Below are 14,945 nucleotides of genomic sequence, written 5' to 3'. Positions count from 1 at the left end.
ATGCGGAGTGGTAGTTCAGTTGGTTAGAATACCGGCCTGTCACGCCGGGGGTCGCGGGTTCGAGTCCCGTCCACTCCGCCAATTATTCAAAAATTTGTAAGAGATGCTGGAGTGGTAGTTCAGTTGGTTAGAATACCGGCCTGTCACGCCGGGGGTCGCGGGTTCGAGTCCCGTCCACTCCGCCAATCCTTACAACGCCGAAAGGCACGCTTTTCCTTAGTGGAGTGGTAGTTCAGTTGGTTAGAATACCGGCCTGTCACGCCGGGGGTCGCGGGTTCGAGTCCCGTCCACTCCGCCAATAGGAAAGCACAGATTAAAACGTCGAGGAGTGGTAGTTCAGTTGGTTAGAATACCGGCCTGTCACGCCGGGGGTCGCGGGTTCGAGTCCCGTCCACTCCGCCAACGTCTTAATCGAAATTTTATTTGCTCAGCGGAGTGGTAGTTCAGTTGGTTAGAATACCGGCCTGTCACGCCGGGGGTCGCGGGTTCGAGTCCCGTCCACTCCGCCAATGCAAATAACAAAAATGATATCTCAGCGGAGTGGTAGTTCAGTTGGTTAGAATACCGGCCTGTCACGCCGGGGGTCGCGGGTTCGAGTCCCGTCCACTCCGCCATTTGATATCTAGGGGACGCCCGAAATACGTCATATACCACTGCGGAGTGGTAGTTCAGTTGGTTAGAATACCGGCCTGTCACGCCGGGGGTCGCGGGTTCGAGTCCCGTCCACTCCGCCATATATGTTAAATTCCTCCCAAAGCATATATTCATAATTATTCCTTTAATAATTAAAAAATCCTGAAATTACATATCAATTATTAATATTCTTTATCTGCTTATCTGCTTATCTGCTTATCTGCTTATCTGCTTATCTGCTTATCTGCTTATCTGCTTATCTGCTTATCTGCTTATCTGCTTATCTGCTTATCTGCTTATCTGCTTATCTGCTTATCTGCTTATCTGCTTATCTGCTTATCTGCTTATCTGCTTATCTGCTTATCTGCTTATCTGCTTATCTGCTTATCTGCTTATCTGCTTATCTGCTTATCTGCTTATCTGCTTATCTGCTTATCTGCTTATCTGCTTATCTGCTTATCTGCTTATCTGCTTATCTGCTTATCTGCTTATCTGCTTATCTGCTTATCTGCTTATCTGCTTATCTGCTTATCTGCTTATCTGCTTATCTGCTTATCTGCTTATCTGCTTATCTGCTTATCTGCTTATCTGCTTATCTGCTTATCTGCTTATCTGCTTATCTGCTTATCTGCTTATCTGCTTATCTGCTTATCTGCTTATCTGCTTATCTGCTTATCTGCTTATCTGCTTATCTGCTTATCTGCTTATCTGCTTATCTGCTTATCTGCTTATCTGCTTATCTGCTTATCTGCTTATCTGCTTATCTGCTTATCTGCTTATCTGCTTATCTGCTTATCTGCTTATCTGCTTATCTGCTTATCTATTTGTAAAATGGATAATATGGGCCGGAGTGACAATAACCGCAGTATCACTTTCATGCGGCTATGTTATGTTTACTGAGGGGTTACTAGTCGAGTGAGCTTTTTAATATCGCCTTCAATTGCTTCCATTTTAGCGATATTTAATGAATTATCTTTGGCAATATCGTAGTGCCAAATCAGTTCATCTGATTTGATAAGTGAGATCGATGTCTCTTCTAAAGGCAGTTGCCAAATATAGTCTTTTGCAGACCAGCTTGATAACCAATATAAGGTGTTATCTCGTAGCTTGAAATTACGAAGTTGATTATATTGTTGTTGTGAAAAGCGGTGGATTAGCGTCCAATTTTCATGCGTGCTCAAATTGGCCAAGCTATTCACTTTATATAAGGTATAGTTGTCAAAAACTAGCCATTGAGCATTTTGGTTGTCGTAAATGAGTGCGTCAACTTGCAGAGCGACTTCTTTGAGTCGCTGACCTGTTAAAGTATAAGTAGACAATGTATGCGTATCATATATCCAAACCCGCTCATTTGTATGCCAACCTAATTGGGTGATTGTGCTAACTTGCTCAGGTGAGAACTGTGAGACTTTACCCTGCCGGTCATAAAGCAGTACATTCTTATCGCGATTGGTGAGAAGCAGATTTAGTTTAGGTTGCCACTCAATATGTTTAACATAGTCATAGCCTTGATTGTAAGAAAGTTGTTTGATTTGATCGTCAGCATGCAAATAGACTTCACAGACACCGCTTCTTTTTGACATAAAAGCGGTTTCGCCAAGTGGATTACTTACTGGTAGGTAATCGATACTGGTGGTTGAAAAAATAGGGAGTCCATCTTTATCACGAATATTCACTTGCCATGTTTCTACTGCCGTATAAATATCACCTGCTAAGTCGATGGATAAGTCAGTGAACATACCTTGTACTGCATTGGCAATAATATGTTGATGGCCATCTCGCGTTGTGGCTACCAATGTATGATGTTTATCTGAGTTGTTGGTAATAATGCTTTGTTGCTTTGGATCGAAAGACAGTAAGGAGATGGGGTGTGCCCACTGCATATGCACAGTGCCATCGAGTGTGATTAATTTACTGCTATGATCAGTGGAGGTGATAAGGTAATAGGTCTTTCCTTGCCAAGCCTTGATACTGTGCTGGAAGGTGTCCCCTGCGTTAAGTGTAATTGGAAGGGCCAGCGCCTTACCAGTATTAAAGTCATAATGAAAAGGCTTGAAGTGCGCGCCATGTGCTACATTAATCGTTAGTTGGGTGCTTGATAACCAAGAAGATGCTCTGGAGCGTGTACATTTTTGACCTTTGGCGCGGTGAATAGCTTGCCCTGAGGATTTATACACATGGAGAATGCATTGGTCTTGGTAATATTGCCAGAATGTAATTAAGTCGAGTTCATGATGCCAGCTAGGGTGATGTATGCGGCTGGGGAACTTGATGGTATTTAACACCATACCTTGTTTATTGCTAAATACGAGATTATTAAAGTTTTTTATATAGGCAATTAAGTCTTTAGTTTTATGTGCGTCAACATTGTACTCAAGACCAAGATCATAACTCAGATCTGACAGCTCGTAAGTAGGTTTTGGCGTTTTTATGGTATTTTTAGAATAAAATGCAATTGCGCTACTGCATACAATTACAACTGGAATTGTTGCCCATTTCCACCATTGAGACTGAGTGAGGAGCTTATTTTTTTTCGATATTAGAGGTGTTTCTTGTAAAGTGTAAACATCTGTTCTGGCTATGAATTGATAGCCTTTTTTAGGGATAGTTTTAATCGCCTTAGGTTGTTTTGGATTATCATTGAGTAACCGTCTTAATTTTGTTAATAATTGATATAAGCTATTATCTTCAACGATGATATTAGGCCAAATATGTTCAGATATCGCCTCGCGCGCAAGTAACTCCCCATTACTGTAAATAAACAGCCTGAGTAATTGCGCTACTTGTGGCTCTAATTTTATGACTTCTTTGGTGCTTAGATTGAGTAACTCATCTGTGTTGTCAAAAAATACCCAAGTTAAGAATTGTATATTTGTATGCATAGCGCATCATCTATGTTCTTTATATGAGTACAAAGTTAACTTTTATCATTATAAAGTCAAGACTCGTAAGGGTTTAGCTAGCTTTCTTCAGATAAAATTCAGTATTTTTCACAGTGATATTTGTTTTTATAGGGAAAATTTTTTCAATTGGATTGAAGTATGAGTGGTGTGTTACGAAATATATATGTGTTGATTTTAGGGTTAATGAGTACATTGGTTTGTGCAAAAGATAACGTGTCAATAGTGTTAGATGGCCAGTTAATTGATCAAGCTTGGCAGGATGTCTCTGCAACAAAGACCTTTTATGAAGTCGTACCAGCCACGCATACTGAGTATTTAGATAAAGTGGAAAGTAAGGTAGTGACCACAGCACAAGGCGTGTATGTCGGTATTATTAATTGGCAAAAAGAAGGAGAAAGAAAGAAGCAATTCAATTTACAAGATGGGTTCATCCAAGCTGATTTTAATCGTATCTATTTAGACTTTTCTGGTGATGGCAGTGGTGCGTATTTGTTTGTGGTCGGATTAGGTGGAGGGGTTCAAGATGCAGTTCTTACGCCACAATTAACAACCGACAGTGATTGGGATGGAGATTGGCAGACCTCATACTTTGAGGCAGCAGACTTTTGGTCTAGTGAAACGTTTATTCCGTGGCATACAGTGTCTTTTTATAATAAAAAGAATCTACGAGATGCATCAGAAATTGGTGTGTCAGTGCAGTTGTATCAGTTAGTTAATAATCATCTATATGCATCACAGAAACAGACGACGGCCAATGCTGACTTCTTTTTAACGATGCCTAAAGTAAAAGCAATTATCCCCCAAGAGCATCAGGTCACGTTTGTTCCGTATATCACTCGTCAGCAAGACCTGATTGACAATATAGGGTTAAATAATATCGGCTTCGACTTAATTTATAAGCCAGATCACCATCAAAAGCTGAGTGTTGCGATAAACCCTGATTTTGGTCAGATAGACAGTGATGAGGTGGACTTAAATTATAGTGCAGTCGAAACACTGCGCTCAGACAAACGTGCATTTTTTACCCAAGACATTAATGTCTTTAATGTACAAAGCCTGCAAGATACCACACTTATTCATACTCGGCGTATTGGAGCGGGTAGTGATGATATGATGCATATAACAACACCGATAGATGCCGCAGTCAGGTTTGTACAGCAGACAGAGCAGCTACAACTTGGTGCTTTTGCCGTAAAAGAAGATAAATTAGGTAATGATGTGGGTAAGTCATTTTACGCCATAAGGGGCAAGTATCGTCATAAAGCTTGGCAGACTGGGTTACTGATGACACATACTGAACGTCCATTTATAGAGAGAGATGCTCGCAGCGTTGCGTGGGACACTCAATACCAAAGTGCTACTTGGTCAATGCAAAGTACCATGATGCACAGTGATATTTCGCAAAGTCAGACAAGTCAACAAGGCCGAGGTGCGTCACTAAAGTTGGGGTATCAATTTTCTGCTAATACTCAATTTGAGTCGTCTTACTTACAGTTAGACGAAAAGTTTGATGTAAGTGATTTAGGGTATATTAAGCGCAATGACTGGCGTTATTGGCAAGGGGAGTTCAGTCATGCTATTAATTTTAATTCGCCATTGGTCACGAGCGTAAAACAAAAAATAGCGGTCGCTTATGAATCTAATGATGAGGGGATTAAATTACCAGCTCAACGTCAGTACAGCGCTAATGTGATGTTAAATGGTGGTGCAGAGGCATCGGCGACACTGACACATAATTCATCGGGGTGGCAAGATAATGTGGGCTATAACAGTGATCGTTTTCAGCAACCAGATACATGGGGGTCTCGGGTATTTTATCGTAGCTCTTATGTTGGGAAGTTTAGCTGGGCTGCCAGTTACCAGTATGATCAAGAAGGACTAAATGGCATCGCGCAACAGTTTGCGTTAGATCTTACTTTTATGCCGCATGAAAATTGGAATATCAATATAAATAACTTTTACCGTAAAGGGGACGGTTGGCTAATAGCGAATTCTCATAACCAGCTAACGCAGTACGATAGAGCGTATTTCGTGAATGAAAATAAAGTTACAGGACTATTAACTGATGATCTTGAACTGAGTATTTATTTGCAATGGGCCGTACTTGAAGCAAAAAGTGAGCAGGTATTTAGTATCACAGACGGGAGTTTAACAGAGCTTACTAATCTGGATACCAGTTTTGAAGACAAGCGATTAGTATCGCAAATGAAGTTGCGTTATCGATTAGGTGCTTTTTCCGATATATATTTGGTTTATGGCCGAGGGGCGACGCAAATTGATAATATGCAAAAGCAGAACGTGGCGGCTGAACCTTGGTCACGCAGTGTTGAGCGGCTTTGGCAAACCCCGAATGAAGAGCGTATCATTTTGAAATTTAGATACGGTTTCTAAATTTGAAGTGATTGATGGGGTATTAGCTTTAACTTGCTAATATTCCTTGTTATTCTTGAATATTCACCTTGGTATTAATGCATGACTAGCCAAGAATGGGCTGTGATTTCAAGCCATAACAAGGATTAAAAGATGACACTCGGTCACTACATAAAACACTTACGTACCACAGCAAATATGAGCCAGCCTCAACTGGCGGAGAAGATGGGGGTAGAACAGAGTTATTTATCAAAATTAGAAAATGATAAATCTGTGCCCTCTAATGAGGTTTTTCGCCAGTTACTAGATGCTTTAGAGCTCACCGTTGAGGACTTTATGCTTGGCGTTCAAGGGCAAGCGAATCAACACCATTTCAGCCAAATTCCAGATATAGAGTCATGGTATGCTCGCCAGCTACGCGACAATTCAATCAAACAACGTACTTTGTTATACGTTGCTATATTGCTGGTATCACTTGGTGGCAGCTGTTTTTACGTCGGATTTCAAAACTTAGTGTTCCCACAAACATTGTATGAATATGAGTCTCGAGGGGTTGTTTTACCTAATGAGGCCCAAGATATTTTTTACAGCTGGTCTCGTTTTGTACCTCATGATGTAGACATACAAGAGGTACGGCGAGCAATGCTCAAACGAAGAGATATATCGATTATTTTATCATTTGACTATTTAGGTGATGAATTTATCAAAGAGATTGAACAGGGTCGCCGGCTTTATAAAGTAAGTAAAGATGTAAAGCAGCAAACGAGATTTGGTAATACTTTACTGCAATTTATAGGTTTGACAGGGGCTTTGCTGGGTATCGCACTGATGCTCATTGAGCCTAGATTGACGCGTAACAAACTTTAACTCGTGTGATAAAGCTCGGCATATGATCTGTGTATTACTTATTCTCAATTAACAAGAGTCATTTCGCAGGTCATACTCAATAATTTTAAGGACAAAGATAATAAAATGCAGAAGTTTTTTTGGGTGATGCTAACGTTGCTAGGTGGTTGCCAAAATAGCACGGTGCACTTTAACGAGAATAACCCCGTTATTTTTCAAGCAATGGATTGGGTAGCCGATGGTACATTTACCGAGGGTGTTGAAGGTCCTGCGGTTGATAGCCATGGAGCTTTATACGCGGTGAACTATGGTCAACAGGGCACAATAGGGGTAGTTCAAGGCAAGAACAATACAAAGCTTTGGCTCACTTTGCCGGAAGGGAGCGTTGGTAATGGTATTCGTTTTAATCAGCATGGAGATATGTTTGTGGCAGATTATACCGGCCATAATATATTAAAAATCACACCGCAAGGTGCTGTGTCGGTTCATGCCCATGAGCCACTTATGAATCAACCAAACGACATTGCCATTCGTGATGATGGAATGATTTATGCGAGTGATCCTAATTGGTCTTCCGGGCGGGGTCAAATTTGGCGGATAGCGACGGATGGCACGGTGAGCTTGTTACAAGCAGAGATGGGTACAAGTAATGGTATTGAAGTTAGTCCCGATAACCTTACCTTGTATGTAAATGAAAGCAAGCAACAAAAAATATGGGCATTTACGCTAAATGAGCAAGGCGATGTGAGTGACAAGCGGTTGTTTTACCAATTTACGAAGCACGGCCTTGATGGTATGCGCACAGATAGCCAAGGTAATTTATATGTAGCTCGCTATGGCGCAGGTGAAGTCGTAGTGCTGTCTCCAAGTGGAAGCTTATTACATACCGTGCGCTTAAAAGGAAAGTACCCAACAAATATTGCATTTGGTGGAGTGCAGGGGACTCAAGTGTTTGTGACAATGCAAAAACGTGGCGCGATCGAATCTTTTTACAGTGAATATGCCGGACGTGCTCACGCATTACATTAATCTTGTATACTTGTCGCAGATCGACTAATGCTGTCATATAAATGATTTCAGCAATACAACAAATAAATACATATTCTTTTTAAGGGAACACCATGATTGAACAAGGGCAAACTTTATCACAAGCGACACTCAGTCATTTAACAGATGACGGTATGGTAGAGCACCAAGTAACAGAATTGTTCGCAGGCAAAACCGTTGTTTTGTTTGCGGTGCCGGGCGCTTTCACACCAACATGTTCAGCGGCCCATTTACCGGGCTATGTGGTATTGGCTGATCAGCTTAAAGCCAAAGGCGTTGATGTTATTGCTTGTGTATCAGTAAACGATGCGTTTGTGATGAAAGCGTGGGGTGAAGCGCATAATGCATCAGAATTAATGATGCTAGGCGATGGCGATGCAAGCTTTACTAAATCTCTAGGCCTTGAAATGGACACAGCGACATTTGGTGGCATTCGTTCGCAGCGCTATGCCATGATTATAAAAGATGGCGTTGTCACTCAGCTTAATGTAGAAGCGCCTAAGTCATTTGAAGTCAGTAAAGCGGAAGTGATCTTAGCGGCGCTGTAACATACAAGCAAATATCGCTATTTATCAAAACGGGCACTCTATGCTCGTTTTTTATATTGGTAATTATTAAGTGACTAAATAACACATTGTGTAACATTCTTAATGACACCTGCAACTTTGCATATGTTAGAGTCACCTAATAAAGGAACAGATATAAGCCCTGCATAATAATGATTGAAGTTGCTAATTTAACAAAGTATTTTGGTAAAAAATGTATATTTGAAAATTATAATAATACGTTTACCGCGCAAAAGCTTTGTGTAGAAGGAAAGAATGGCCTAGGGAAAACCACACTTTTTACAATAATAGCCGGACTGGATAGTTTTTATTCTGGGCACATTACGCTCAATGGTCAGCAACACGCCCATTTGCAAAGCTGTGTGAGTTTAGCATCGGATAAAATTGTTTTTCCAGAATATTTAACAGCTCAGCAGATACTCACAATGACAGCATCAAGTTGGCAATGTACCTTACCTCAACAATTTATAACCGATTTGTGTTTTGATGCGTTTTTGCATACTCAAGTGGAAGATTTATCATCTGGTAACCTAAAGAAATTACAGCTTATTAATGCTGTGATGCGAAACACTCCTTACTTGATTTTAGATGAACCGAGTGCGGCATTGGATAAGCGAGGCCTTGATGTAGTGTTAGAGTGGATCTGTGCCTACGAAGGCCAAGTCATTATAAGTAACCATGAACCGCAGCCATTTTTGGATATAGGTTTTGATAGTCAGCCACTTAAGAAAGTTTAACCGTGAAGGTGTTTAACAGATTATGATGAAACACTTCTATCAATATCGATACCGAGCTTTTAAGGCGGAACTTAAAGAGTTAGTTAATCAACTTAATCAATTTATTTTGATGATCACCACGCTATTCTATATTTTTTTACCAGGGTTAATTGCGTCTCTGTTTTTTGGTTTAGGTAAGATCGTGCAAAGTGATAGCATATTGGTTAGCATACAAGTTGCATTTGCTTATTTACTAATTCAAACTCTGTTAATTACCGTTCTAAAACCTGCAATTTTAGATAGTCGGCATAGGTGTTTCCAAAATAGTATATTACCCCGTGCATGGCATAAGTATTTGGCTGATGTTGTGTTATTACTCGCAAGTCATGTTTTGCTTGTCACAACATTGATATTGGCAGTCGCTATGGGTTGGGAAAAGCTCAGTCAGGCGCCACAGCTTTTGCTCTTTATGTTGACTCAAGTTAGCTTTGCTATGGGGTTATTATACCGACCACAAGCAGTCAACTGGGCGTTATTAATGGCGTTTATATCACTGTGGTGGTCACCATCTATCCTGCACTTTTTAGTTTGTACAAACGTGCTATTGATTGGTTGCTGGTTTATACCCAAAGTACATTCCCCCAATCTGACCTATCCAATTAATATATGGTCGTTTTGGGTTCATTATGCATTTGCGCATTCTTGGGTGCTGACTTGGCGTGCAACGGCCACTTTTTTAGTACTGTGGGCTGCGGACATTATTCAAATTATGCGGCCTGATTTACTACACTGGTATATGTTAGCTGCGGTACTTATTAACCAGCTTTGGTGGTCAACATTAATGATTGAAACCAACCAGCATTTACAAGAAACACGCTTATTTTGGGAGTCTTTGGGTAAGTATAAGGATATTAAACGTGTGCAAATTTTTTTATTATCAATATTATGCATTATATTGTGGTGTTGCTCTGGCTTTTTACTGGGCTTTGACATCTACATGAGTGGCGCTTTACTTTGTATGCCGGCTCTTATGTATAGTGCTATAAATAAGCCGAAATTAACGGCAGTTGTATGGGCTTCAAGTTCGATCTCCTTGTTTGTAATTAAAGTGATCACTTAAGGGATTTATTCCCATTTAGTGAAACCAGCCATCATGCTAGCAGGCCAAATGACTTATTCATTATGTTAAAGGTGATGGGTGTAGAATAACGATACATCGAAATTTTTGCCTGATTACTACGTCATGTACCTGCTGTAATACCTAAACATTTATTTAATACAATTGAATTTAGGAGTATTACATTGTTGCATGGTTACAAAAAAGCCAGCATATGCTGGCTTGTTTAGGGTTGGGTTGATCTTATCTTGGTGGGTTATTACATATTTAGACACTAAGCCTATGCTGCATCTACCCCCTGGACTGTCGGTTTAGCAGCTTTCCCGGCCATAAGCTCACTGGGGTCAAAGTCATCGACATTGATCACCGCAAGACGTTTGGCTTCAACCTCAGCGAGTTGTGTTGCCTCATCTTCATTGAGAATTTTTGCGTCAAGTCCCATTTGGGCGACTTTGTCTAATTGTGTGAATGGCAGTTTTTGCCCTTTGGCGCGACACACTTTATCAAACAAGGGTTCCACAGCAAGGATGTCTTTTAAAGTCTGTTCTTGTCTACCAATTAGGTTTAAAGGTTCATCCGTTAAATAAATATGAGCAGCAAGCCTGTCTCTTGATTCATTTGGTGTTTGTAGCAAATGTGCAAGTTTGTGTTCTAACGTGTCAGTTGGTTTACGAATAGGTCTACCAAATGGGAATAAAACCAGTTTTAATACGGCACGTAATGGTGCTGATGGCATATTGTTGATGAGATCTGCCAATGCGCGTTGGCACAAGTATAAGTGCTCCTGACAGCTCCACTGTACAAATGGCAAATCTTCTTTCTTACGACCTTCATCGTTGTAGCGCTTAAGCGTTGCAGAAACAAGGTAAAGGTAACTGAGTAAATCACCTAGTCGTGCTGAGATTCGCTCTTTTCGTTTCAACGAACCACCAAATACAGCCATACAAATGTCTGACATAAGCGCTAAAGATGCGCTATACCGACTTGCGTTACGATAAAAAACTGCCGTTTCATCGTTATATGGTACTTTAGTAAAGCGTGCCCCCGTTAGTGCTAACCATTTAGTGCGTACAAGGTTTGATATTGTGAAGCCAATATGGCCCATTAATGATGAATCAAAACTGTCAAGTGCGGCTTGTTTGTCACTCATGCTGACGGCATTAAGTTCAGCCAGTACAAATGGGTGACAACGAATAGCACCTTGTCCATAGATGATCATATTACGGGTTAATATGTTTGCGCCTTCAACCGTGATGGCGATAGGGGCACCTTGATAACCGCGGCCTAGATAGTTATTTGGGCCAAGGCAGATACCTTTACCACCATGAATATCCATCGCATGCATCGTAGATGCGCGCATTTGTTCTGTTAGGTGGTATTTTAAGATGGCAGACACGACTGAAGGTTTTTCACCTAAGTCAACCGCACCGGTAGACATACTCACTGCAGCATCTGTGCTATAAGCGTAGCCAGCTAATTTTGCGAGAGATTCTTCAACCCCTTCCATTTTACCAATTGGTAATTTGAATTGACGACGAATACGACTATACGCACCGCTTGCTAGCGCTAAAGATTTTATCCCACCAGTCGAATTTGACGGTAAGGTAATAGCGCGACCAACAGATAGACACTCAACCAGCATACGCCAGCCTTGGCCTGCCATTTCTGGGCCACCTATAATGTAGTCAATGGGTACAAATATGTCATCACCTTGTGTTGGCCCGTTTTGAAACGGTACGTTTAAAGGAAAATGACGGCGACCGATTTTAACACCTGGCGTTGTTGTTGGTATCAAAGCACAGGTAATACCAGGTTCTTTTTCTTCGCCTATCAAGCCGTCGGGGTCGCGCAGTTTGAATGCTAACCCTAACACAGTTGCGACTGGAGCAAGCGTAATATAACGTTTGTTCCATGTTAATCGAATACCTAATGTTTCTTTACCTTCCCATTCACCTTTACACACAATGCCATAATCAGGAATTGCAGAGGCATCGGAACCAGCTTCTGGTGACGTCAATGCAAAACATGGGATCTCTTGTCCCTTAGCAAGACGGGGTAGGTAGTGGTCTTTTTGCTCTTTAGTGCCGTAATGTTGTAATAATTCACCCGGACCAAGTGAGTTAGGTACACCTACAATAGATGAAAGTAATGTTGATTTACTCGTGAGTTTTTGCAGCACGCATGATTGTGCAAAAGCTGAAAATTCAAGGCCACCATATTGCTTTTTGATGATCATGGCAAAGAATTTGTTGTCTTTTAAATATTGCCAGACATCTTGTGGTAAGTCAGTTAGCTCGTGGGTTGCTTTCCAATCATCAAGCATTGCACAAACTTCTTCAACAGGGCCATCAAGAAACGCTTGCTCTTCGACGGTTAACCGAGGTTTTGGGTATTGATGTAATTTTTCCCAATTAGGATTTCCGCAAAAAAGATCAGCTTCCCACCACGTGGTTCCAGCATCGATTGCTGATTTTTCCGTGTCAGACATGGTAGGTGTAACTTTTTTGAATGCCTTGAATAACGGAGCAATAATATACTGCTGACGAATGTTAGTGAGTGATAATGGTACAGTGATGGCTAGAAAGACTAACCAGGTAAGTGCACCGAATGCACTTGCGAATGTACCAATTAACAATGTTATTGCAGCTATCCCTATGCAAGTGTTCCAGCTGGCTCGATGATAGCTCGCTGCGCCAAGAAGCGCGAGCAAGGCTAGGGTAAAAATGAGTGTCATTTTGTTCTTCCTTATTAGAGGTCCGACCACCTAGTAAGACTAGCGCTTAAAAGGGGTCTTTTCAAGAGAAAAAACAGCGCCAATTCTGACATATGTAAATTTATTGTATGGATGATTGATAAGAAAGCATACTTATCAATATATAAGCGAATAAAAATACGAGTTGCTATGCATACTGTTTTAGCTAAATAACCTCAGGTTTGGATAAGGGTTTTGGAATAGGAAATATTTTGTAAACAAACTTACGTACAACCCAATGATGATATTTTTTTCAATATCAAGGCGCTTTTATGCAGTAATAGCGGGCTATTACAAATGAAAGCAACGCCGAGAGTGGGAAAAATAGCTTTATTGGGCAAAGTCGCTTATCCAGAGCTGAGGTTAAATAGTACAAAGAAACCTAAGCAAAAAAGTGTTTTTTTTGTAATTTTAAAGTTGCATTCGCAAGTGGACGATCTATGTTTAATGTAGTCATAAAACAGGAAGGAACCTAAAATGATGAGCTCGACCATTTCTATAATTATATCTTTAACGGCAACATGGATGTCTTTTAATATTTATACTCCTGCAGTTTTTATCAGCTTATTTTTTTGCCTTGTAAGTGCTTACTTTGGTTATCACCGTTGTTTGTATACTGCACTCTTTATTGCTTTCAGTAGTGTGATGGCAATATTAATGAGCCCACTGATTTTGTTACCCGAACAAAAGCAAGCAACTCTTATGGTTTTGATGCTTATCATTGTCATGTTTGCGGGAATTGGAGCTGGTATACATAAATTAAAAGGGCGGTAAGTTATAACAAGCGGCCCGTTTGAAGCTCGCATTTACTTAGGGCTTAGGTATACAATACGGCCTATGTGTGTACGTTGGAATAGTAAATGAAGATCTTAGCTGATCAAAATATGCCGTTAGTCGAAGAATACTTCTCTGATTTAGGCGATGTTAAGCGTTTTGATGGTAGGAATTTATCGCCTGATGCGCTGAGTGATATAGATATTTTACTTACTCGATCTGTTACTCAGGTTGATGCGCAGCTATTAAGTAAAGCTGACAATTTGAAATTTGTTGGCACAGCAACAATCGGAATTGACCATATTGATACAGCTTTACTATTGCAGAAAAACATAGCTTTTAGCAGTGCGCCAGGTTGTAACGCGATAGCGGTTGCAGAATATGTTATTAGTGCTCTTTATGCATATAGCCAAGAGACAAATACAGGTTTGGCAGGAAAAAGCCTTGCGATAATAGGTGTAGGTAATATTGGTCAATGTTTACGTGACAAATTACACAGCATGGGCGTTACACTGTTACTGTGCGACCCCATACGTTACGCTGAAGGCACTTTAGATGAACATATTGAACTTGACGCGGCCTTAGAGCAAGCGGATTTTGTTACTTTTCATGTACCATTAATCAAAGATGGTAAACATAAGACACAGCATTTACTAAATGCAGAACGCATAGCTAAATTAAAAGCGGGCATGTTGATTATCAATGCTAGCAGAGGTGATGTCATTGACAATAAGGCTTTGTTGGTCGCGTTGCGCTCAGGTAAACAGTTAGAGCTGGTGTTAGATGTATGGGAAAATGAGCCTAATATACTGACCGATCTCCTGCCATATGTTCGGTTTTCCAGTGTACATATTGCGGGACACACGCAAGAAGGGAAAGCACGAGGAACCCAAATGCTTTATCAAGGTGTATGTCAGTTACTTGATGTCGCTGCAACGAAGGAGCTAGCTGACTTTTTACCTATACCGGCTCTTACCAAGTGTCATATTGAAGAAACGCTGAGTGAGCATGATTTAGGTCGTATTGTTCACTTAGTTTATGATATTCGCCGTGATGATGGATTACTTAGAGGTAATTTAACAACGCAAGGGTTTGATAGTTTACGTAAAAATTATCCGCCTCGTAGAGAATTTAGTACACTAAGTATTGAAAACCGTAGTGGACATGGTGCGATGTTAGCGCAGCTAGGTTTTAATGTAATTGAAAAGAATGAGGAATAGC

Annotated in this window: 10 protein-coding genes and 7 tRNA genes; 15 read left to right on the top strand and 2 right to left on the bottom strand. The window is 40.7% G+C overall.

The window, feature by feature from the left end; translation table 11 throughout:
• The first annotated feature begins 4 nt into the window (after positions 1 to 4).
• The 7 genes from PAUR_RS12825 (at position 5) to PAUR_RS12795 (ending at position 734) form a co-directional block, all read left to right on the top strand.
• Positions 5 to 81, top strand: a tRNA-Asp gene (locus tag PAUR_RS12825).
• A gap of 27 nt (positions 82 to 108) precedes the next feature.
• A tRNA-Asp gene (locus tag PAUR_RS12820) sits at positions 109 to 185 on the top strand.
• 36 nt (positions 186 to 221) lie between these two features.
• Positions 222 to 298 (top strand) — tRNA-Asp (locus PAUR_RS12815).
• A 27-nt stretch (positions 299 to 325) separates the two neighbouring features.
• A tRNA-Asp gene (locus PAUR_RS12810) sits at positions 326 to 402 on the top strand.
• A 30-nt stretch (positions 403 to 432) separates the two neighbouring features.
• Positions 433 to 509: transfer RNA gene (locus PAUR_RS12805), tRNA-Asp, on the top strand.
• A gap of 28 nt (positions 510 to 537) precedes the next feature.
• A tRNA-Asp gene (locus PAUR_RS12800) sits at positions 538 to 614 on the top strand.
• Between the two features lie 43 nt (positions 615 to 657).
• A tRNA-Asp gene (locus PAUR_RS12795) sits at positions 658 to 734 on the top strand.
• Positions 735 to 1,526: 792 nt separating this feature from the next.
• Here the strand turns inward: PAUR_RS12795 and PAUR_RS12790 are convergent.
• Positions 1,527 to 3,515: a winged helix-turn-helix domain-containing protein gene (locus PAUR_RS12790; protein ID WP_192508107.1), complete on the bottom strand. Its 1,989-nt coding sequence runs from the start codon at positions 3,513 to 3,515 to the stop codon at positions 1,527 to 1,529.
• Between the two features lie 159 nt (positions 3,516 to 3,674).
• Between PAUR_RS12790 and PAUR_RS12785 the strand changes: the two genes are divergently transcribed.
• From PAUR_RS12785 to PAUR_RS12760, 6 genes are all read left to right on the top strand, one after another.
• Entirely contained in the window at positions 3,675 to 5,927 is a 2,253-nt protein-coding gene (locus PAUR_RS12785; protein WP_192508106.1) for a DUF5916 domain-containing protein, read from the top strand.
• Positions 5,928 to 6,059: 132 nt separating this feature from the next.
• On the top strand, positions 6,060 to 6,773 hold the full coding sequence (locus PAUR_RS12780) for a helix-turn-helix domain-containing protein (RefSeq protein WP_192508105.1): 714 nt from the start codon (positions 6,060 to 6,062) through the stop codon (positions 6,771 to 6,773).
• 105 nt (positions 6,774 to 6,878) lie between these two features.
• Positions 6,879 to 7,781 carry an SMP-30/gluconolactonase/LRE family protein gene (locus tag PAUR_RS12775; protein ID WP_192508104.1) on the top strand — a complete coding sequence of 301 codons (903 nt, stop codon included), beginning with the start codon at positions 6,879 to 6,881 and terminating at the stop codon, positions 7,779 to 7,781.
• A gap of 92 nt (positions 7,782 to 7,873) precedes the next feature.
• Positions 7,874 to 8,347 carry a peroxiredoxin gene (locus PAUR_RS12770; RefSeq protein WP_192508103.1) on the top strand — a complete coding sequence of 158 codons (474 nt, stop codon included), beginning with the start codon at positions 7,874 to 7,876 and terminating at the stop codon, positions 8,345 to 8,347.
• 170 nt (positions 8,348 to 8,517) lie between these two features.
• Entirely contained in the window at positions 8,518 to 9,102 is a 585-nt protein-coding gene (locus tag PAUR_RS12765; RefSeq protein WP_192508102.1) for an ABC transporter ATP-binding protein, read from the top strand.
• A gap of 22 nt (positions 9,103 to 9,124) precedes the next feature.
• Positions 9,125 to 10,201 carry a DUF6136 family protein gene (locus PAUR_RS12760; RefSeq protein ID WP_192508101.1) on the top strand — a complete coding sequence of 359 codons (1,077 nt, stop codon included), beginning with the start codon at positions 9,125 to 9,127 and terminating at the stop codon, positions 10,199 to 10,201.
• Between the two features lie 277 nt (positions 10,202 to 10,478).
• Here PAUR_RS12760 and fadE read toward each other — a convergent pair whose 3' ends face one another.
• Positions 10,479 to 12,932 (bottom strand): acyl-CoA dehydrogenase FadE, encoded by a 2,454-nt coding sequence (gene fadE, locus PAUR_RS12755; protein ID WP_192508100.1) that lies wholly within the window; start codon positions 12,930 to 12,932, stop codon positions 10,479 to 10,481.
• Between the two features lie 543 nt (positions 12,933 to 13,475).
• Here fadE and PAUR_RS12750 point away from each other — a divergent pair.
• Both PAUR_RS12750 and PAUR_RS12745 read left to right on the top strand, forming a co-directional pair.
• Positions 13,476 to 13,724, top strand: coding sequence for a DUF6419 family natural product biosynthesis protein (locus PAUR_RS12750; protein ID WP_192508099.1), 249 nt, complete (start codon positions 13,476 to 13,478; stop codon positions 13,722 to 13,724).
• 86 nt (positions 13,725 to 13,810) lie between these two features.
• The gene (locus tag PAUR_RS12745) at positions 13,811 to 14,944 is read left to right on the top strand and encodes a 4-phosphoerythronate dehydrogenase (RefSeq protein WP_192508098.1); all 1,134 of its coding nucleotides are present in this window, start codon (positions 13,811 to 13,813) and stop codon (positions 14,942 to 14,944) included.
• Position 14,945: the final 1 nt, after the last annotated feature.

Origin of the sequence: Pseudoalteromonas aurantia 208 (assembly GCF_014858725.1) — a bacterium.
Lineage (GTDB): Bacteria > Pseudomonadota > Gammaproteobacteria > Enterobacterales > Alteromonadaceae > Pseudoalteromonas > Pseudoalteromonas aurantia.
This window is presented reverse-complemented; position numbering and strand designations above follow the sequence as displayed.